Source organism: Photorhabdus aegyptia, from assembly GCF_000612035.1.
Classification (GTDB): Bacteria; Pseudomonadota; Gammaproteobacteria; order Enterobacterales; family Enterobacteriaceae; genus Photorhabdus; species Photorhabdus akhurstii.
The window spans coordinates 1-21,406 of record NZ_JFGV01000032.1; the positions used below are offsets into that span (position 1 = coordinate 1).

Consider the following 21,406-nt stretch of genomic DNA (forward strand, 5'->3'; position numbering starts at 1 on the left):
GTACCATTTGATTTCAGCAGATTTCAGGGTCTGGCCGGTGGTGACCGCTTTATACAAATAGGGACTTGATGCATCCACCTCTTTGGTGAATACCAATGGGGCATGCACATGGGTCCCTATCAGGCCAATATTGTTGTTTGTCTGGATGTACAACGCATGTTCCTGCACCACAATTTCAGTACTGCCTTCCCTACCCTGCATATCTACAGAGCCTCTAATTGCAACATGCACTCACCGCCCTAACCCCGAAAACAACGTTGACAAATACTGGCCCAGCCCCCACCAGACGCCAGCCAATCCTACTATCATCATACACAGCCGAACTCCAGTGGAGCGCAGCCAAGGGCCACCAAGTCTTGACATGACTAACACAGGTGATGACTGAGCATCGACTAAATGAACAATCTGTTGACTTAAGCGTATGATTAGTTGTTCACGTATATCCTTCTGGCACCCGCCCTGGAATCCCAGTAGCAACACCCGGTGAAAACAGGTCAAGACTGCCTGATCGGGAGTCGATTCATCCAAAACCGTACGTATCCGCTCATACAACTGGCCACCTGCCTCAGCGGTATTAAAAAAATGCTCTTGCAATGATGCTACCCGCCATGCCGCATAACCTTCCTCTGGAGCCCATACCTGTATGATTTCATCCAACAGGGCACACTGAGCGTAGCTGATATGGTTAATCGCAGATTCATCAACACCTGCGTCACGCAGTACCTGTTGAGTCCGCTCTATCTCAGCAACACAGCGTTGCCATACCACCTTCCACTGCTTCTCCACCCGAACACCACGACACAGTTCTACTACCAGCAGATAGCTATCTTGCAACAAGGCATCGATGTCCAGTGGAGACTTTTTAGTTAATGAGTGTGATTGATTCATGTGCTATGCCCTCAATACCGCAAATAGTTCAAGCTGAATATCGCCCAGTACATCGGGCACGTAGAAAGCACAGGTCCCTGTCGCCAGCATGGGCTTAGCTGCCGGATGGGCTAGGTCAAGAGCAAAATACTGGTTTTCCGGTTGCAATGAGCGCGCGACCGGAACATGGCTCAAAGCCACCAAGGGGATACCTGCCAACTCCTGGTTAATCATTTTGATAATTTCATCCGCAGCTCCAGCTTTACACAACAATGGAAACTGAATCTGCAACTGATGCGCTAACATGGAAGAATGAACAGAAAGATAAAAATCCGCTGCCTCACACAAGTGGGCATCATGAAATACCCCAGTCCACTTTTGTTGTTGTGCTGATTTCTTCAATTCAATTGCCACTATTTGCGACGGCAAGCTGATTTCCAGTAATTCACTCAGCAAATCAAACAGCGGCGGAAGAACCGCTGTCAGGTTATCGTGCTGATAGAGAGGAATTTCCCCAGAGTCATGGTCTAGTGAAAAAATCAGCAAGCTGCTTGTCAGCTTGATTGCTTCACGGTAAAACAACTCTGGGTGTACATCTGCGTGCATCAGAAAATTACGGAATACCGGCTCATAACTATTCAGCACATTTAACAACCAGAATGGCAACATATCCGGGCTGGCAAAATCCGCCATCCTTTCGTTACTCTCACGGCGCATCCTCATTAACCTGGCCTGTTTGGCACGCAACTGCGTCAGCAACCGATCGAGCCGCTCTATCAGCCCCGCATTCTCCTTCAGCCGCAATAATGGCGGCACAAACTGCCCGTCGAAGGCCCAGTTTCCCTGAACATCGCGCAACAAACGAGCAACGGGACAAGTGAGATACTGTTCGTTTTCCATGCTGTCAAAACGCAGCGATACCGCATAACGAGCAACTGCCATAGACTCACTGCAATCGCTAAATTCATTCGGATTAAGACAGTTACTGGCATTAGCGTAAGTGTGCGGCAATGCCAGCAAGATCGTGGCCTGTTGCGCATCTGCTGGCAAAACGGTAGCCAATTCCAGCACTGGCGGTAATTGATCCTCCCGATCGGTGTCAATCAGCGATCCATTGATAAAACGCACACACAAATGATTGGCTTTCAATTGTCCCAGGGCCAAAGTATCTTTATCAAAGACTGCTGTTAGTACCCCCCAAAGATGCGCTAGCCCCAAGGGGGCAACGCATTCATGAGTATAGGCTTCCCAACATGCCTGTCGCTGAAACTGTTGGGAAGACAAGATGGCCCCCGTCCCCCATAGCGAACGCTCAATTTTCATGTTACTTATTACTCCTTAGTTTGCAGTCAAGGTATTACGGGGCTAAATTCAACCATCACGTTGTCAAAACTGTTTTTGTGAATAGAAACCTTTTCGCACTCGGTCAGTAGATAACTGTCTTGACTATGACTGTAATTTCTCATCACCAATAATTTCAAAGGAAGCTCGATTTTTTCTGCTCGCCACCAGTATGCAAATCCAATTTAATATTCACCCGATATTTGGTGATCTCGTTTTGAAAACTTCTGGGCCACAATCAGCTCCTCAACAATAGAAAACAATCCAAGGCATGAAATCCATACCATATGAGTTTCAGGAACAAAAAAATGGATTCAGATATTTCAGAGCAGGCAATTAACCGAGCAGTAAATAAGAGAATACCGATAAGCACTGTCGCAATAAATAAACACATTCACTGGACAGTTCATTTCCCAACCAAGGCGATTTTCTAAACAGATTTATATAAAATCAAGACATTTTTTGTTCAATAGCACTTTTTGCACAAGATAGTTCAGACGTAAAAACTGATTTATGACATAAAAAAACACAATATATAAACCTAATCTAAACGACTTTATGTTTTTTATAAAAAAGATTGCGATTTTTTTTGTAAAATGATAGCGAATTATCTTACCTGCTATAATTAAGGTAATTTGGCACGATGTAGCCCTGTTGTATTTCCTAATTTATACTATTTTTCAATTAACTAGATAATAAATAAACAACACTAAGATGTATTGGTAAAAAAGATAATAATTATCAATCAGGTTATGAGAATGAGAATAAATTTAGTTAAGGTAATTTGGCACGATGTAGCCCTGTTGTATTTCCTAATTTATACTATTTTTCAATTAACTAGATAATAAATAAACAACACTAAGATGTATTGGTAAAAAAGATAATAATTATCAATCAGGTTATGAGAATGAGAATAAATTTAGTTAAGTGCGTCATATCCATCATATTATGAGATAACTCTCAACCTTCTTAAGGTTAGTTTTTCTGTGATAATAGTGATAAGCATGAAGATAAAAATTCCTATCCTGTGAGACGAAATAGGGATACTTTTTTAGCTTTGTTTGATGATATTGAAAAAGGGTATTCGGATTTAACTGTTGAGCTGTGACAAGTGTATTTCAATCGGCAAACAGATTATAGTGTTGATGCTTAAGTCCAAGCCTATCATGCAAGAATCAATCTCAAACTATAGTATTAAGGAAAATGTTTGACACAGTAAGACGTTCACGATAGCTTCCAAAGCGAGCATAACAGCTGACAATGACTTCGAATATTAGATTGAGTACTATCTCTGGAATTCTAATCCAGCACATTAATCAACGTTAACTTTGATGGCAAGAGAGCTATAAAAGACAATCAGGATTTATCTAATTTTCGACCAGTGTTGTCTGATAACCGAGTGAGAATAACGCTGAACATAGATGCCCCTTGATACTGATCAGCAGGATACATTTGTCAAAATTATAGAGTGTACAACTGGAAGCGAAGCTGATATTACTGCCCGGAGATGAATTTCCCCAATTTTATAACACAGAGGGCGCTCTCCTCTCAACTTTTCGAACTGTTATATCAGATCTAAATAGCTGCACCAAATAGTAGATCAGTTGAGGGAACTCAATCTGGTTCAAGCAATGCTAACAGTTAAAAAATGAGAAAAAAATCTCCAGTTATAGTGATTGATTTCGTTATATCCATTCTAGGAGAAGTGACGAAGCAAATTACTTGATTACTTCTTTATTACTAAGAGATTGTTTTTTGAAAAAATGTAATTTCGATTGAGTATATATACTGATTTTAACTACAGGAAACATCTTAAATTTTACTTAAATAACTCGTAACATGCTGTAATTATGTGAAAAATCCTTTATTATAGAAATAATAACATGTATAATTTATACTTCTTAATCTAATTATTGTAGTCTGGGTGGGGATCCAGCGCGGAAGGGTGGTCTGGTAATAGAACCACCCTTCCCTATATTCGAATTGCTTCTTTCGGTTGATTTGTATCTTCCACTATCTTAGGCTGTATCTTTACGTTTTTTGGTTGTTTTTTGCCCACAAATAAATACCACCTTCCTTTAATGGTGCATTGACTAAATTTCTGTATATCCACATTTTTATCTACCACCTTATCCACAGAAAATGTGGACAAAACGCGGTCCTTTTTCATTTCGATACCAAACATCCCCACCACTGCCTCTACCTACAAAAACAAAATTGTCTGTATGATGTGATAGGTCCTTGATTTTGCACATACTTTAAAAATCTATATCGAGGGTTAATCATAACTAGAAAAGTTAACAGAATGGAATTTATCTACACCTGCTGGTACCAGTGAGCAGCCAGAATGACCATATTGATGTAATTCTACAATACAATTTTATTAAAGGCCGAAGGTGGTGGCCTCCAGCCTTAGTTACGTTTCCGTCAACTTCTTACGCGAAGAAGGTACGGATCAGTTCCAGAAGCGCGATTAACACTTTCAGAACGATGATTACTTTATCGATAAAAGCACCCATCCGTTTGCTCCATAAATGGAATGGAGCAGAACCCCGATACTTACTCTTACACTGCCTGTCATATCGGTTGTTCTTCATTGTTGGATGAAGTCCGTCCCGCTCCTGCTAGAGCACTGATAACAGCACCACCTGTTTTTTCAGCCAGGACTTTAAAAACTTCCACACCAGCGGCGTAGCAGAACGGTTCAAAGCCAACTCACGCATTATACCCATAACGTAGAGAAATTTGCATTGTTATTGACATAAGCATATTATGTCTACGTTGGATGAAGTCCGTTCTACTCGATGCCAGAGCACCAACTCTGTGCCAGAACGTAAAAAAAAGCCCGATCTCACCTGTCGGGCTTTTTTACGTCTATATATAATATCCTCAAATCAGACTTGCCGAAGGTTTAGCCCACGCATTTAAGCCACAGTCCGGACAAGTAAACTTAGTGTGGTTTCCAGTACCTTTGGTACCGCCAATCGAAAGAGGCGAAAACAGATATGCCGGACCTACAGTCACCGCGCCACATCTCGACTCTACCCTTTTTCTGAAACGCCCCCTATATACTCGCAGCTCAAGCGCTGTTCCTCGTCGGAAGCGGCCGCCATGATAGAAAGCGTTTTGCGCCACTGCACGGACATAGATATTGGCCGGCAGTATGTTGATAGCAAGGCCAAAGTGAGGTCGCTTTTGCTTTCTCTCACTTGCTTGGGTTCGATTTGTTACCACACCTCAAGGCGATAGCCAGCCAAAAACTCTATCATTTTATTACGCATGATGGACGCTCCCGTAAAATGAGTATTTTATTTCATTTTGGTACAATTAACACCATTTGGAACGTCTATCTCATCAGATTAGGTCTGAACTAATACACTTAATGTTACATGATACTGTCATGTACCCGCTTTTTTATCCCCCTTGTTTTGTCCCCTTTTTTACTCTGTCAGCCTCATCTGTATCACTATACTTCAGTAAGCCAGATGCGCTGATATCCTTAAAACCAACCGGAGATTACTATATGTTTGAGTTCGATCAGATCGATCTCGTCCTTATCGTGGCTGGAGTGCTGGTATTTGTTGCGCACTATGTATGGAAGAACTTCTTCAACAATGAAGATAGCCAGCATAAGGAACCACCACCGATCATGTCTCGGCAGTCAGACAAAACGTTCAGTAATGAAGAAAACAAAGAAAACTAATACAAGTAACCTCCACTTATGATAGCCCGGCAGCCAGACGAAGAGAAGAAGAAGCGGGCAAGTATCACCAGTAACAATAAGCCTTGGAGTATATATCCTGAACTTATTTTTTTGACCGCATTTTGTCATTGAAAAAAGCATAGAGAAAAGTGCCTTTGAGTATGATGAGCTCATTCTTACGAGTGGGGACTTATGTTTCGATTTATATTGATCATGATTCTTGCTGGACGTTTACGCCATAACCGGGTTCTCGTCCTCTGTATTGATGTAGTCACAGCTCTGGCTGTATGGGGTACAATTAGTGGCCTGAATAATTGGTATGTACCGGTATGTATTTTCGTAGCAAGTATATTCGTCTTTACCGTGATCGGGTATCGCAACTACTTTTTACCCATCAGACAGCATAAAGTTGAAAGCGTGAGAATATTTCGCGATTCTCCGTTCATCTACCTCACGCTCATGATCAACCAGCAAGGTGAGCAGCATGCCTATTCCCTTCCCGTAAAGACTCCGTTTGGCACGGTCTATCAGTTCTATGCCCTGTATGTCTATATGAAGCTTGCTGATTGTCTGAGCCAATATGCGCGTAACCTCAAACAAAGGAAAGCCCAATGACAAGTATTCCAATACTGTTAGGCCTTCTGGTGATTCTGCTAATCCGTGATAGTTTTAAACGTAGAAAACCTCAGTCGTGGTTAATACTTTCACTGGCCTTCTGTGTGTGTTTACTGGTGAGCAACAACTGGTTCGGTGCAATTTATAGAATTCCGACTGCTTCAATGGAACCTACGCTTCATCCCGGAGATTATATCTCTGGGGTGCGTCTTAATGGTTTGTTGGACGATGGAAAAATACATCGAGGTGACATTGTTGTATTTAAAGCGCCTGTTACCCCCCGCACGCTGTACATCAAACGCGTCATTGGGATTCCCGGTGATGTGATCGAATTTGACGAAAACAAAACTTACAGAGTGAATGGGAAACCGCTCGGTACATTGGTGAAAACAGTCCGGCAGTATTCCATCTATTCAGCTACTAATGATCGGTCAGACGACCCCTATCACTTCATTATTGACAACAAGACCACTTATGTACCGACTAAAGGTTTATGGCAAATACCAAAAGGCTATTACTTCATGGCCGGGGACAACCGTGATCATTCATGGGACTCCCGGTATTGGGAAAATCCACCGGGTACTCCGAAACATCTGAGAGGACTAGTACCTTATGAACGAATTGAAGCTCGTTTTATCACCAATCTCTTCAATTTCCAGCCTCTTATACACTACGACGCAATGGACGGTGCAATGCAAGTAATTCGAAAAAGTGTAGATGAGGTAATCAGTAATGATCATTGATGTTTTCTATCGAACCCAAAATCCTGAAGTTATCACGAAATACAAACAGGCGGTACAGCTTTATAACGACTGGTTTACCACAACACTTACCCTCTGCATGCAGGACGGTTTTGAGAGATTTGTTGGGAGCGACTTCTGTGTACCTCAGTATTTTCTGCGTTCATCGGCCGAGCACATTCAAAAGGTGGGTGGTTTTCGTCAGTTGAGAGATTCAACGCTGGTTATCCCGCCTCATTACATTCCTTTTGTTATACGTACCGACCATGTGCATGGTAATGAGGTTTACCGACAACTGGCTGGCATATCCGCAGAAGCTATTGCTGGATTGGGCATCTCTGGGGATGAATACGGAACTCCTCGGTTTAACGGTTTTGAAAAAGCAGCTTGTATGAATTTGGGTATTTACCAGGAAGTCCTGATTAATGGTGTGCTGGGTGTAAGTCAGATCTGGGCTATCGAAAATGAGCGCGAAAGCCTCTCGTTAATTTGCTCTCTTCCGGTCAGAGGGCGCGGCCCCTACCCGGTATACGACAAACCAGATATTCCCGCTTATTGGAAGCCGCTGAACTCTCTACAGGTTATTGAACAATTCAATATCCACAATGTGCGTCTAAAGAAGAAGCAGTCCTAATGAAATACCTGTTATTGATTACGTTTTTACTGGCAGGAGGATGTGCAGGCAATGATCCGGGAAAGATACAGACGAGTCCTGCATTACAACCGAAGTCAGTACCAACCACACAGCCAGTGCAGAAACAGCCGGATGCGTGGCAGACTTTGGTTGATGTAGGACTTGCTCAAGATTCAGATTACGAAGATGTTTCGTTCATAACCAATAGCAACAGGACCATGATCGTTGCCACAGTAAAAAGTGCTCCATGCAAAATGGTGTTTAAACACGTTTCTACCCACAACGAAGATTTCTGGATGCCACAACAAATCAGCTGTAAAAATCATGATGATATGACCGACTTTATATCAGAAGAAGAGCTATCGGATATTCGTCACCTGGAACGCTAGTGGTAGACTCACTTCAATGAGTTTTTACAACGATTATTTTGGGGGCGAAAAAATATGATTTTCAGACTATTTCTTTACGCTGTATTAGCGGTAACTGTAAGTGTTTATGCTGTTCTATACGAACACCCTTTGGAAGGTATTAGCCGTGTCAACAGTATCGGTTTCGCTAACATGTTAGCCTTGGGGATGACGGCAGGTATCCTTGTCCGTCCGATGTTTTTTTATATCTGGGCTACGTATCTGGCTTTAATTTCGATTTACTTTGCTGCATTGCATCCGCATTCCCCATTCGTAAAAGAGTGCATAGTTTACGGCTTTGCGGCGTTTATAGTTTTAACCATGATTTACGACATTATCTTTAAAAATTGCAAGGGTGTCATTCATCGATCATACCTACGGGCAAACGCAGATTAGTAATCAAACAGGAAATATCTTGTCAAAAAACAGAAACCAAGCTAATGCAAAAAAGACAATACGAATGCGTTTTTTTGTGATTCAGGGATCCGTTCCGATAAGAGGAGAAATGCTTCCTTAAGATTTCTTCCCACAAGACCACAAATATTCCCCTGTTAATAATATATGCTATGCGCCCATCACAGAGGGGATATATGTAGCAACAGCTCCGGTGTACATAAAAACCTTCTAACTTCGCGTTCTTCTAAGGTGCGTTTCAGAAGTTCCGCCGAAGCCCCCCAAAAGTGACAACTCTGAGGACCACTACGCGGCGTTTGATGGCCAACGGAATCGGATAAGTAGTAACCGTTATTGACCACTACCCTCCTAAGAACCATATATGCGAGTTTTCCAGCACACGGCTCAAGCCTTTTTAAGGCATGAATGACCCGACAACTCCTGCTAATGTCCACCGAACAATTCTGAGGAACTCTGGTGGCAAGCACTTAACTGGCTGATTAATCCAAGGGAAAAAAGGTCATAGCCATTTTTTGGGTTGGGTAAAGCTTGAAAGTCCCACTGTAGAAAGCGCGATCCTGAGTTCTAGAGAATGGGCATCCCTTTGTAATTTCTGTCACATTTTGTCCCAATAAATATCCTTTGCATGTCTTAGAATAAATGACATGTTAAATAACAAATCTTGACACCAAACGCCTTGCAATTCACTTTGTCACTTAATCGAGTATATCTAGCTACATGCGGGTGTCGAAAGCAGACAGCTCCCAAGCGACTGTTACAGCGCGATGCACTAACCACTGCCGGCGTAGACTCGGCCTATCTTTATCAAAACTAGGCATCCGGCAGGCATGAGATGGCATTACGATCAGGCGATACGCTGGTCGTTGGAAGCTCGGGCGCAATTTGCGTCACCTGATCAACACCGTACGCGACCTAACCGGGCGAAGCATTGATTTGAAAGTACTGACGGGGCACGGTACCACCATCGACACTAAAACTGATGTTGGCAAGCTGGTCTTAGGCATCTTCACGGCTCTGGCCGAGCTTGATCGCTGAGCGCACAGTGACAAGTCTGGTGTCAGCGCGAATGCGTGGTCGGAAATGCGGTCGACCATTTAAGATAACCGCTGTACACCCATGACGACAGAATTTTCCTCTCTTCTCGAAACTCCACCTATTGATGTATAACTTCAGCAATCGAGAGCAGCCGAAATGATAGAATGTGCAGTCGTCTTCTGAATGACAAAAACTCCCCTCAGAATAGACTGCTATCGAATAATGATACGATCGCATGAAAGTTCTCATATGGAGACAATTGAACCATTCAGAACTTTTGTGATTTTTTATAACGAAATCACTCTATCTACTGACGCAATAGTTGTTTCCCTGTGTGCGATAATAATACGAGTTATATTTAATTCTTTTATCGCCTGATTTACGTAATGTTCGCTTTCTTTATCTAATGCACTAGTAGCTTCATCCATAAATAATATGCCAGGTTTTCTATAAAGTGCTCGTGCGATAAAAATACGTTGTTTTTGCCCACCAGATAACCCTCCACCCAATTCACCTATCAGTGTCTCGTAGCCCATCGGTAAAGTCATAATTGTATCGTGAATGTAACTGGCTTGAGCACATTCTATCATCCATGTTTCATCAACATTCTCCGAAAACCCGCAAATATTTTCACGTATTGAACCTGAAAACAGCTTATCATCTTGCATCACACAACCAATGATTTTACGATAGTTATTAATGCCTAATTGTTGGATATCATTCCCGTCAACAATGACTTTACCTGAGCTAGGTTCGAAAAGACCACACAACACCTTCATTAAAGTAGTTTTTCCTGCTCCTGAAGAACCGATAATTGCTACGCTTTCGCCTGGTGCAATAACCACATTTAGGTTACTGAAAATTGCTTTAGATTGATCATCGTAACGAAAATTAAGGTTTTGCGTCTCCAGTGATATAGAATGTGTAATAGTTTCATAATTATTATCAGGTTTTCTGGGTTCCTGCTCATTGAGGGCGATATCTGCAACTCGCTCGTTGTGCAGACTTATCATACGTAACTGAAGCAAAGAACCAGTCAATGAAGAGACCCTATCAGAAAACTGTCCCCTAAACAAACCGAATGCCACAAACATCCCGGTGGTCATTTGATTGTCAATTACCAAGCTGACCCCTAACCAGAGTATGGCTATTTGATCCAAGGTGGCAATAAACTTATTGGCTCCACCAAAAAAAAGATTCATTTTGGTGACTTTTATCTCTGTATTAATGGCATCAACTTTCAGGTTAAGCCAGTGGCTTTGGCGGCGTTTACTCATTTCCTGTATTTTTACGGTTGGTATTCCGTATAATGTTTCCATGAAGTAGGAGCTTGCTCGTGCGTCACGGATCAATGATTCCTCTGATAACTGGCGATAGTAATCATAAGTAAACAATCGAATGAAGACATAGAGAGCGGTAAACCCCAACACGACCCAAGTTAAATAACCACCGTATAGTAACAGCATAGTAAATAAGCCTATAACCATAATACTGTCCATGATGACACCAACAATACTGGTCGTGAACGTATTTTGGAGTGCATCCAATGAAACAAACCTTGATTGAATGTCCCCGAATTTTCGCCTTTCAAAGTAACTGAGAGGCAATTTTAACAAGTGATTGAACAGACTTGATTGCCATTGCACATTGATTAATGTTGCCATTACTAATGATGACCAGGCACTGATCATACTCACTACAGTACTTAACAGGATAAATAGTATGAGACCTATACAAATAGTCATTAGCAGTCCTTTGTCAGCTGCTGGAATAGCATGATCCATGACTAATTGTGTTCCTATAGGTAGGATAAGATTTATAAACTCAACAATCACTGACAAGAAAAAAATTTTTGTCAAAGTGCCTTTAATACCCTGAACGCTCTGAAGTAAAGTTTTTAATTTAAGCCGATTTTTTATTGTTTCTGCGGAAAACTTACTGTTTGGGTAAACCTCAAGTGCAATACCGGTAAATGACTGAGACATCTCAGTTAGTCCGACAACTCTCCGCCCCTGAGCTGGATCATGAAGTATAAAACGATTCTTTCTTACATTAACTAATACAACAAAATGGTTAAAGTTCCAATGAAGAATACAAGGTGTTTTCAGAGCACTAAGTTCATCTAAATCCAATGATAATGCACGACTCGTCATATCTAATTGTGTAGCTATTTCTGTTATACCTGCTAGTGTGGTGCCGCGTGAAGAAAAGTTAAATTGTTGTCGAAGTGTCATCAAATCGATATTTTTACCATAATACCCCGCTACCATAGCCAAACTGGCTATTCCGCACTCTGATGATTCTGTTTGATGAATAATTGGTACTCTATGGTATAAACCGATATCCAACTTTTTCAAAAGGGATTTCAATGTCATTTTATTCACCCTCGGGTCCCTGTATACTATGTTTCATGTCATAAAAAGGTGATACCATCCATTGGTAAATTTTTCTTTTTTCGAGAAACAAGGTAACCTGTGCTTTCATACCGTTTCTCAGTGGCACGGATTTACCATTATAATAAATTTTCTGTTTTTCAGGTCTTACAACGACTTTATAATAAGGTATAGAAAGTCCTTGCGTATTTTTCGGTGCTCCCTGATAAGTCAACATCTCCTGAGGAGACGCGGGAATTTTAGATATCAACTCAACAGAAGCTGCAAATTGACCAAATTTTTCAGGCGGAAACGCTTCATAACGAACATTAACGTTATCACCAGTGGAAAGATAAGGAATAGCATCGTTAGGTACCCAAATAACCAAATAATAAGCAATTATTTCTTCTGGAATAATCTGCAACAGGCTATCTCCAGCATTTACCATCTGTCCGACTGTAACACTTAAAGAATCTATTCTCCCATCAGATAAAGCCCGAATAATAATTTCCCCACTAACATCAGTATTCAGCAACTCTTTTTGCAAATCATACCGTTGAAGCTCCATCTGATAAATACGATTATCAAATTCAGTGGATTGAGTTTTAATTTCGCTTTCTAATATAGCTATCTGCAATAAATTCTGTTCATTTTGACCACTTAAGCTTAGTAAGCCGTTTTGTTGCTGGTAATAAAGTGATACCTGATTTGTTAGTTGATCTTTATTGACCAGTCCACGAGCCTGATAGCTTCGATAACTTTCCATATTCTCCTTCGCTATTTTTATTCCTTCCTCAGCATGTTTAATAATTTGAGAAGAGCGCTCAAGTGCTCCAATGTATTGTTGTCTTTGTTTTTCTAAGGTTTCTAATGTTGTTTTTTTGTTTTCTTTAATCCTCATAATGATTTTATCAATACGTGCCAACTGGTTTTCAATACTTTTTTTCTGGTTATCGCTAACAATACCACTTGGCGTACTTTTGCTAACATCAATCTGATAAATTGGCTGATTTTTCTTGACTATCATTCCTTCTGTAACAAATTGTTTAACGACAAATCCCTGTACATTAGAGTAGACATTAACCGCTCTGGGTGAGGTGATAACCTCTCCGGTTACATTGACCCTTCGTATATATGAACCAAAGGCAATGAATGCTATAAATGCGATGAGAAAAAAAAGGCTTATCATACTGATTAAACGGGGAGATAACCCTGGAATCAGAATTGCCTTTCCATGCCATTTTGTTTTTCTGCTTTCGATTGCTTGTTGACGAAACAATTATTCCCTCCAGATTACAGTGATTAGGGTGAGATATTGAGAACGTTTTTTGATCTTAAGTTGTGTACAACACAATCTACACATGGATTAAAATTGCTCAATTTAGTCTTATTAAAGTATCAATCAATGATTTATTAAATAGTTCCAAAAGAAGCCTTTCATACTCTCGCCCTGTTAAAGTGATGATTTCCAATTATCTACATTATATTATTGTTCGTTGATTTTAGTAATATATTATCTTTATTTTGTACCACTTTTTTGACCACTTGGCAGGTATATGAAAGTTAATCAACTACTTTTTTCCGATTGTATTTGTATACAACGTAAAAATAACGCGCAAAACGATGTAGCAAAGTTGTGTTGGCAGATAAAGGTTATTCACCAATGTTATCAAATGTTACTTTCGTTTTCTTAAATATTATCAGCGCATTGCAACATATTACGAAAAAACAGCACAAAACTATCTGTTGATGGTGAAATTAGGCTACATTAGTCTCTTTTACAGACTACTAAATAATTAATCCAAGATAATCCCTATTGGTTATATTGGCTGCTTGCTCACTTTTGGATATTATGGTTTATAATCTGAGTGGTTGACAATTATAACAAAACAATGTTAGATATAAAGAATGGAAAAATTAAACAGAGCAGCCATTTAAAATGCAGTTAGCTTATTCTTTTCAATATTTAAAATAAAACATCGGTTGATGTTTTTAATGTAATAATAACTATAGTTATTATTTCCTGGTTATATTAACCACGTTATTTTTTTTGGATTTAAATATATCTTTGAAAAATTAATTTATTATGTAAATCCAAGTAAAAAATAATATTCAATTTCGTGTGTGATTATAATGATTGTTTATTAGACTCTACCTTTCTTGATTTTTTATTTGTCGATATATTTTTTTCGTATACTTTTTTGGCGAAGAATTTAACTTTAATAAAACGATGCTGTTTTCTGGTGTTATGGCTTCAATTTTTATGAAAATTAGGAAGCGATGTGAATAATTATAGGGAGGATGTAACCGTTTTCCGATCTTAAATTACATACAACAAAACCTATGTGCAGATGAAAATCACTCAATTTGGCCTTGTTAATGTATTTATTATATAAATCTTTTGAAAAGAAGTCTTCATGTTCTCGCCCTGAGTGAGTAATAAATCAAAATAATCAAAAAAGAGGTTACTATGAAAGAATTAAATAATGCGGAGTTGCTCGAAGTGTCTGGTGGCGCTGATTTTAGTTATAGTTATAAAGAATTAGCTGAGGCAATGACTACCGGAGGAGTGGGCGGTGGCCTAGCAGGCTCTGTTGCAGGCGGTGTTGGCGCAATTCCTGGCGCTATAGGTGGGGCCGCTATAGGAGGCATGGGCTATCTCGCAGGTCGATTTGTGAATGGGCTATTCAAATAATTGGCCACATTAATTGGTCGTTAACTTGAGTCGGCGCGTTTAACGCGCTGATTTAACTATACAGACCAAACCATCCAACTAAAAAAGTAGGCGGTTGTCAGGGCGAAAGCATGAAGACTTCTTTTCAAAAGATTTGTATAAATAAAGCGCTGATCAATACACTAATATGTGTTGGCCGTCACTTAATCTGACATTGAGCCTTAAAAGGTTGAGAGTTACCGGTTTTGATATGGGTGTCTGATCACACTAGGTAACTCTCATGCTTTATACTAGTCCTAGGTGAGTAAACTTACCCAGTCATCTAGAACCCATTATGGACATTCAGCCCTCCAAAATGACGTTCAATTTATCGGCCTCTATGCGCTCGCAGGGGACTGGTAATGAAATGGATACCTCCCAATATGTCGAATGTATATAAATGACCGCAAAGAGATAGCTTAATGCAAGCACCGGGAAATCTATGGCATTGTTCAGACTGAAAATTACCACCAAGGATTTATTATCACATACAGTTTGTTTATTGAAAAAACGTGGAATTCCGCCAAACATGAAGGCATCAAAGGAAAGATGAGCCTCCTTGATGGCTCTACATTATTAAGGACGCGGAAGTTATACCCGAACCAAATAGTAAACAAAGGATACTGTTCAGATGATATCTGAAGTCAAACCCGATTACCCAATTTGCGACACACCAACAAAAATTGCCCACTCTTTTCAGACTGTCAGGGAACGCAAGAGTTATAACCTTCCTTAAATGTCAGCACAACGGCTGACATTTTTCTTTATATCCCTCAGCCAGAAAATGCCCGCAAAATGCGGCCTTTTTCGGCCTTCAAAATTTCGGTGCCGCTTTAGCAGACGCTATAATCAGCATGTGATTTTGGAAGTGATGGGGGTCATAACACACTGCTGGAGGCTTGAGGCAGTGTTATCACTTCAAAAGTGGTTTTAGTAGTGATCTCTACGGTTCGTCATAAGCCGTGGGTGGGGGCTTCGGCCAAATGATTTTTCAATCAATGAGGTTTTAAATGACGACTGAAAAACGCGAAACGGGTACCGAATACGGGCAGGAAAAATTACGTGAGCGTTCGGCACAGTCAGAAGTAAATACTGACGAAAATAGTGGCAATAAAAAAGTTGCCACAAAAAAAATGCCAGGCATTATTATTGCTGCCATTCTCGCGGGGAGCGTGACTGGTACTATTATGCTGACCGGTGATAAAACACCGAACCAACAGGTAAATGATGCCGTTATTGAGCTCAATAAAGACGGTATCAACGTAGATGACGTACCAGATCTACATAACGAACAAGCAACTCCACTGTCTATTGCAGATGACCTCAATGCATCAGTTAGTACCGATCAAGGCAAAGGAGTACCTGTTGACGAACCTAATTCTGCAAGTGCCAATGAGAATGAGAAAACCGAGGGTAACTTTGAATCTCAACTGGTGGAGCCGGAAGAAAAAACTAACAATGCTAACGTTGATGAAAACTGGCAAATTAAACCTTCTGACACGCCGGTTTCGGCAGATGACGCTAACACAGTTAAACCTGGTTACACCGATGGCAGTGAAGAAGCTATCACTATTAACACGCCTACGCCGGTAACCGATGTAGTACCGTCTAATGAAGTAGTCAAGTCTACAACTCAATCCAAGTCTGAATCTACAGTTTCTACTGGCAGTATAAGACCTTCTGATAACAGCAAAACTGAATCTGGTACCGTGGCCTCCAATAAACCTGCTGGGAGGCTCAACTACGATCTTGCTAAGTTTGGCATTACCGAAGATTCTCAAGCCACAATAAAACTGGATATAAAACCAGCCAATCAGACACCAGAATTGCCATTCCGACGTACCGAATTTCTTCATAAACCACTTTATGGTCAGATGCAGGATATGCTCACTGGCGCAGACCTCAACTACACAGGGAAATCCGTTAAAGTCGAATATAATCAGCAGCAACAAAACACAGTGTATGTTTATTCAACTTTTGCGGCCAAGATCTTCCTACTACCTCTAGGTAGAAACGACAACGTCAATGCCTACCTTTCCGATGAAAACGGCTGGAAACTCTCAATGCTGCCGAACAATATCATTCGTGTTCATCGTGCTGAAAACAAAGGGTCGTGGAGTCAGGCTACTGATCTCTTCATTGTGGCCGGTGACCGCACCTACTCGCTTATTCTTCAAGCCGTAGGCGATCCGGAAAAACGTACTGACATCCTTCGCTTCTTCACTCCGGAAACTGTAATTAAGAAAAAAGACTGATATCTGACGCTGAAAATGGTGTATCCAGTGATACGCCTTTTTTATCGGAGTTACTATGAATAAATCTATCATTGAAGGATTACGACTTATTTCAACGAGTCACTACATAGGTATCCCTTATACAGAATGGTCTGCCCAAAATTCCTATCTGGTTTGTCGAGCTTTAGTTGATGAATGTGTTATCTCCAAGGGTGTACCCCTGATAGGGACACGTCGTGAACTCAAAAAAGAGGCATCTAAGGATGGAGATTATGGCGTATATACGTTAGGTAACACGCAATACGGATGGATTAGTTTGCCCAACGGCACCGTTATTGATCCTTGTGAATTCACACGATGCATTGTTGAGGAAGATGAACCTTACTTTAGTATCCGAGAGAACCAGGGATGTTATATGTGGGGAATTGATCCAACACATTGTTCCCGCAGTGAATTGCCTGAACATCATATTGCTGATGAAATTTTCAATGTGAAACGCGGAGTGATGCGTGAACTGTGCTCCCGTATTCTGGGATATCCCCTTCATGTTGAAGGACTGACGATGGCTGAAGCAGCTTATATTGCATCCCAGCCACTCAGCGTATTTGATAAGCACTCACGACTTATTTATGAACATTTTATGATGCTTGGCCTGAATAAACTTCTTCCCCTGACTCAGGTCAGCAAAGTGCATCCCCTTATTGCCCGGAAGTCATGGCGTTCATTTTTATGTGACACAGACTCTGATGGACTAAAACTCATACTTCAGGGATAAATGAAAAGGCTGCAAGGTTAGCATGGCTTTTAATTTTAGTAGGAAGATTCAATCTCCATTCCCTAGCCTAGCGTGACACCCAGTGTTCCAGATAAACATCTGCAAATTGTGGCATGCTATAAAGCATAATTACGGTTTCACTTGTTGCTCTTGTTCGCCGCTGAACTGTAGTTGAATGACTTGGTTTCCGATCTACCACAATGAATTTATTGTAATGAATTGCGTATTGACCACTCACCCAGAGAAATTTTCGTATTAACGAGAATATCCATCGCAGCATTAGCCACCTTATCGGTGATATCTACCACATTAAGAGTTTTGACAGATACAGTACCAAATCAAGACCGATAGTGACAATATGGCATAAAGCAGTTTTTTCTCAGTTTCATTCAGACCTCTAACTAATCATCGCAATCCTTTTTATTTAATTTATAGAAAAATGGTTAAAATCTGTTATTTTGTTACGATTTTCATATGAAAAAATATTTCAAAAACAAAAAGTTAAATTAAAAAATTACCTTTTTTAAAACACACGGATAAATGTCACCTTTTTAGTACTGTTACCCTCTGTTTTTGCAAGCATTTTCCCATGATTAAATGCCACCAAGTATATATATTTAACTATATCCCCTGATAAAGACAATTAATAGTCAGGCGAAAATAAGAATTAAATTTATATAATTTTACGCTGAAGGATGTTAAAGATGAAAACTCTCTCTCTGCGAAATGTAAAATCTGCAATGGCTGTCAATGCTATTCTGGCTCTGGGTGTGGCGGCTGTTTACGCAAACGGTACTACTCAGACTGGTTTCAGCGACGTTTGGCAGACCATCACTGAATACATGCAGGGTTCTCTGGGGCGTGTGCTGGTTGGCCTTATCGTTATAGTCGGTGTGGCCGCTGCGGTAGTACGTCAGTCTCTTATGGTGTTCGCTGTAGCTGTTGGTGCAGCAATCGGTCTGTATTACTCCCCGTCCATCATCGATGGCATGATGGCTTCCAGCGTTGCGATAACCACTTCTCTACCTGTTGGCATCTAAACCCTATGAGCAGAAAAAACCCGGCGATAGTCGGGTTGCACAGCATTACTCAAACGTTGTGGCCGTCGTGCTTTAACGAATAAAATAGCCTAGGCCATTGCAGATCAGTAAACGGTGTTCTGCAAACAAAACGTCCGTTAGCTACGTAAGTTAAGAAGTTACTTTCCGGTTTCGCAACAACTGATAATTGTTCACGCAAGTCCATCATAAATCAAAATCAGGGTTGCAAATGTAGGGTGTCATGAAAACAACATTACGGGAGTCGGCAATGAAACTTAAAGGCTCAATAAAAACTGGTAATGAATATTACGAATCACTTATTTCTATCGGCCGTTCGACAAATAACAAAAAAGTTTTCAAACTGTTACATATTAACCTCAACCTGCTGAATGTTAAAAAATAAAAAACCCTTTTTTACGGGACAAATAATATTTATTTAAAAATCAACAAGTTAAAATTTTCCGTTAAAAAAGGGTCAAAATTTTTCCCATCCAAGTAGAAAACAGCCTCTGCTTCTATTTCTAGCTATCAAGCGTATTTTTGTTCAGACATTACGCTGCTCTCACTATGTAGTTAAAGGCTATGTTGCGGGGGCGGTTCTCTGAGGCCACAGGAACAACCCTTGACGCGTCGAACCCAAAACCATATTCAGTGTATACAACATCCGGGGTAAAATGACCTACCGATTTTGGCTTGCCATCTGTAGCCACCCCAGACGTTGCACTAGCATAACAAGCCCCTTTTGTTGCCAAATGAAAGCCATTTGTTATAGCCCCAGGAAATGAACCCACAATATTTCTAATGGCATCCCCCTGATGAGTTAAAATTCCACGGTCGCTATCAATACCTCGACCATCATCCCACCCGCGAATAAATTCGCCTCTTAAATCAGGTAATCTGCCGTCAGGATAAGCTTCCGCTAACTTCGGATACTGTAATCTATTAAATGCTGAACCATTACAAGTGAAATAACCGAATGGTGGATGAGGTAACGGCCACGGAATAGGAGAACCAACCGGAATTTCATTGGCTGTTTTTATCCGGTTATCTATCTCTTCTCGGGTATATTCACGTAATGAATTTATTACTTCCTGAACAAGCTTTTGCGTAACCGCCAGTGTGTCGCTATTGCCAACCACATTTGTAAGCTGGACAACGCCTTTTTGAGTTAATGAGGCACTAGGAATGTCTGTTGTAATTTTTTGTTCTAACGCTTTATTTAATTGCGCGGTAAGTTTAGCTATATTTCCATCATCCAGAACATCATTGCCAGATTGTGCTGCAATAAAATCTGCCACGACCGATGATACCGTTGACGCTTGGCGTAATACCTTATTTAACAAATGAGTGGGAACATTATCTGGTGAAAATCCACTCTGTAGACTCTGATTTACCTCATATTTTTCCTGGCTGACTACATTCGCATTATCACTAATAGAAAAAGCCTTAAAATCATTCTTGTAACTCATATATTCCCCTAAATTTAAATAACATTATTTTACAAACCACTCATTAAAATTCAGCATTATATTTCGATAAAATACTCTTATAACTCAGAGAGCTGATTCTTTTTATATAATTTCAAGAGCAAACAACCTAATATTTTCAACCAAAACATACTAAATTCATTTATATTAAACAAACCAAAATCATTCCACTACTTTATTGCTTACTGAAATGTTTTTATACTTCATATCTCAGAATGACACTTTAGTGCTGTAATTACAGTGTCAACAAAATCACGGAATGAATGACCTGTTTATTCAGGTCATTTTTTCATTACCTCGGTTGTTCTGGCCATTCCATCTCGGGAGCCAGCGAAATATTTACTCTATTGAGCATTACCCTGTATTTTTTCCATTCCAACAGAGCGGCTTTCTCCGCTTCGGTAGCGATATCTAAATCAGCAGCATCTTGCAGTAATGCAATGGATTCATTCGCGTGTCGCAACAGAGTTACACGCCGCTGCTCCGCTTGTTCAACCTGATTTGCTTTTAGGGCTACATTATCAGTGATCCATTGTGTGCCATCCCATTTATCAAAATCGGTGGTAGGTTGCTTGAAAGTCAGAGTTTCAGGTAATTCACCCAGTTCAGTAATTCCCTGTTGAGTTAGAGTTAACGTGTCGTAAGCGATTTTTCCGCGATAATCAGGTACTCTTTCCCAACGCTTACCGTCTTCACTGCGACAAACAGCCACATCATCAGAATCGGGAAAGTCTGGTGCATCTAAATAAGAATGTGCTGACAAACTGACGCCCAACATGACATATTCGATATCAGAATTGGTAAATTCTCGTGTAATTTGATTTGTGTGATAAACTTTTATCCAGCCAGGTTGAATTGCTAATCCATTCTCACCTAATACGGCTGTTTCATGTTCTAAAAAGTTTTTTTGTTCTGTCATTATGCTGCATGCCGCTGCTCTCACTATGTAGTTAAATGCTATGTTACGGGGCCTTGATATCCCTATAAATGCGGAATTTGCGATCCAATCTGCCTGAGCTTTATAATATA

At 40.4% G+C, this 21,406-nt stretch carries 20 protein-coding genes and 2 pseudogenes; 11 read left to right on the forward strand and 11 right to left on the reverse strand.

The genetic code is table 11. The annotated features are described in order from the left end of the window. The 6 genes and pseudogenes from BA1DRAFT_RS11335 to dinQ all read right to left on the reverse strand — a co-directional run. Positions 1–231, reverse strand: a 231-nt coding sequence (locus BA1DRAFT_RS11335; RefSeq protein ID WP_235201051.1) for a type VI secretion system tube protein Hcp, incomplete at its 3' end; no start/stop codon positions are given. Further along, positions 232–888, reverse strand: coding sequence for a type VI secretion system protein TssL, short form (tssL, locus tag BA1DRAFT_RS11340; protein WP_036779046.1), 657 nt, complete (start codon positions 886–888; stop codon positions 232–234). It abuts the gene before it with no gap. Between the two features lie 3 nt (positions 889–891). Then, the gene (gene tssK, locus BA1DRAFT_RS11345; protein ID WP_036779049.1) at positions 892–2,190 is read right to left on the reverse strand and encodes a type VI secretion system baseplate subunit TssK; all 1,299 of its coding nucleotides are present in this window, start codon (positions 2,188–2,190) and stop codon (positions 892–894) included. Between the two features lie 38 nt (positions 2,191–2,228). Further along, positions 2,229–2,446, reverse strand: a pseudogene (locus BA1DRAFT_RS22610) (type VI secretion system contractile sheath small subunit); the annotation flags it as partial. 1,734 nt (positions 2,447–4,180) lie between these two features. Beyond that, the gene (locus BA1DRAFT_RS11350) at positions 4,181–4,393 is read right to left on the reverse strand and encodes a hypothetical protein (RefSeq protein WP_152544309.1); all 213 of its coding nucleotides are present in this window, start codon (positions 4,391–4,393) and stop codon (positions 4,181–4,183) included. Between the two features lie 250 nt (positions 4,394–4,643). Then, the gene (gene dinQ, locus BA1DRAFT_RS23535; RefSeq protein ID WP_160170000.1) at positions 4,644–4,805 is read right to left on the reverse strand and encodes a damage-inducible type I toxin DinQ; all 162 of its coding nucleotides are present in this window, start codon (positions 4,803–4,805) and stop codon (positions 4,644–4,646) included. 469 nt (positions 4,806–5,274) lie between these two features. Between dinQ and BA1DRAFT_RS24050 the strand changes: the two are divergent. The 6 genes and pseudogenes from BA1DRAFT_RS24050 to BA1DRAFT_RS11375 all read left to right on the forward strand — a co-directional run. Beyond that, a pseudogene (locus BA1DRAFT_RS24050) lies at positions 5,275–5,582 on the forward strand (Tn3 family transposase); the annotation flags it as partial. A 149-nt stretch (positions 5,583–5,731) separates the two neighbouring features. Beyond that, positions 5,732–5,911 (forward strand): hypothetical protein, encoded by a 180-nt coding sequence (locus tag BA1DRAFT_RS11355; protein WP_036779054.1) that lies wholly within the window; start codon positions 5,732–5,734, stop codon positions 5,909–5,911. A gap of 192 nt (positions 5,912–6,103) precedes the next feature. Further along, complete coding sequence (locus tag BA1DRAFT_RS11360; RefSeq protein ID WP_036779057.1) at positions 6,104–6,526, forward strand: hypothetical protein; 423 nt, start codon at positions 6,104–6,106, stop codon at positions 6,524–6,526. A gap of 29 nt (positions 6,527–6,555) precedes the next feature. Further along, positions 6,556–7,269: a signal peptidase I gene (lepB, locus tag BA1DRAFT_RS11365; RefSeq protein WP_160170001.1), complete on the forward strand. Its 714-nt coding sequence runs from the start codon at positions 6,556–6,558 to the stop codon at positions 7,267–7,269. Further along, the gene (locus BA1DRAFT_RS11370) at positions 7,259–7,900 is read left to right on the forward strand and encodes a hypothetical protein (protein WP_036779062.1); all 642 of its coding nucleotides are present in this window, start codon (positions 7,259–7,261) and stop codon (positions 7,898–7,900) included. Before lepB ends, BA1DRAFT_RS11370 begins: the two co-directional genes overlap by 11 nt. Beyond that, positions 7,900–8,289, forward strand: a complete 390-nt coding sequence (locus BA1DRAFT_RS11375; protein ID WP_036779063.1) for a hypothetical protein — start codon at positions 7,900–7,902, stop codon at positions 8,287–8,289. Before BA1DRAFT_RS11370 ends, BA1DRAFT_RS11375 begins: the two co-directional genes overlap by 1 nt. A gap of 1,145 nt (positions 8,290–9,434) precedes the next feature. On the opposite strand, the gene BA1DRAFT_RS24805 is transcribed toward BA1DRAFT_RS11375, so the two are convergent. Further along, on the reverse strand, positions 9,435–9,602 hold the full coding sequence (locus BA1DRAFT_RS24805) for a hypothetical protein (RefSeq protein WP_477707060.1): 168 nt from the start codon (positions 9,600–9,602) through the stop codon (positions 9,435–9,437). 1 nt (position 9,603) lies between these two features. Between BA1DRAFT_RS24805 and BA1DRAFT_RS24810 the strand changes: the two genes are divergently transcribed. After that, positions 9,604–9,756, forward strand: a complete 153-nt coding sequence (locus BA1DRAFT_RS24810; RefSeq protein WP_477707061.1) for a recombinase family protein — start codon at positions 9,604–9,606, stop codon at positions 9,754–9,756. 287 nt (positions 9,757–10,043) lie between these two features. Here the strand turns inward: BA1DRAFT_RS24810 and BA1DRAFT_RS11390 are convergent, their stop codons facing one another. Continuing rightward, positions 10,044–12,131, reverse strand: a complete 2,088-nt coding sequence (locus BA1DRAFT_RS11390; protein ID WP_152544312.1) for a peptidase domain-containing ABC transporter — start codon at positions 12,129–12,131, stop codon at positions 10,044–10,046. A gap of 1 nt (position 12,132) precedes the next feature. Next, positions 12,133–13,407 (reverse strand): HlyD family secretion protein, encoded by a 1,275-nt coding sequence (locus BA1DRAFT_RS11395; protein WP_036779070.1) that lies wholly within the window; start codon positions 13,405–13,407, stop codon positions 12,133–12,135. Between the two features lie 1,191 nt (positions 13,408–14,598). Between BA1DRAFT_RS11395 and BA1DRAFT_RS11400 the strand changes: the two genes are divergently transcribed. The 4 genes from BA1DRAFT_RS11400 to traA all read left to right on the forward strand — a co-directional run bounded on the left by BA1DRAFT_RS11400 (position 14,599) and on the right by traA (position 18,890). Further along, positions 14,599–14,823: a hypothetical protein gene (locus tag BA1DRAFT_RS11400; protein ID WP_036779072.1), complete on the forward strand. Its 225-nt coding sequence runs from the start codon at positions 14,599–14,601 to the stop codon at positions 14,821–14,823. Between the two features lie 1,190 nt (positions 14,824–16,013). After that, a complete protein-coding gene (locus BA1DRAFT_RS11410; RefSeq protein WP_160170002.1) occupies positions 16,014–17,096 on the forward strand; it encodes a hypothetical protein in 1,083 nt (360 codons plus the stop codon). Positions 17,097–17,151: 55 nt separating this feature from the next. After that, positions 17,152–17,850: a hypothetical protein gene (locus tag BA1DRAFT_RS22620; RefSeq protein ID WP_051560751.1), complete on the forward strand. Its 699-nt coding sequence runs from the start codon at positions 17,152–17,154 to the stop codon at positions 17,848–17,850. 704 nt (positions 17,851–18,554) lie between these two features. Continuing rightward, the gene (traA, locus tag BA1DRAFT_RS11420; protein ID WP_036779079.1) at positions 18,555–18,890 is read left to right on the forward strand and encodes a TraA family conjugative transfer protein; all 336 of its coding nucleotides are present in this window, start codon (positions 18,555–18,557) and stop codon (positions 18,888–18,890) included. 551 nt (positions 18,891–19,441) lie between these two features. Here the strand turns inward: traA and BA1DRAFT_RS11425 are convergent. Continuing rightward, on the reverse strand, positions 19,442–20,359 hold the full coding sequence (locus tag BA1DRAFT_RS11425) for a tail fiber protein (RefSeq protein ID WP_036779080.1): 918 nt from the start codon (positions 20,357–20,359) through the stop codon (positions 19,442–19,444). A gap of 310 nt (positions 20,360–20,669) precedes the next feature. Further along, entirely contained in the window at positions 20,670–21,296 is a 627-nt protein-coding gene (locus BA1DRAFT_RS11430; RefSeq protein ID WP_036779146.1) for a tail fiber assembly protein, read from the reverse strand. Between the last annotated feature and the right edge of the window lie 110 nt (positions 21,297–21,406).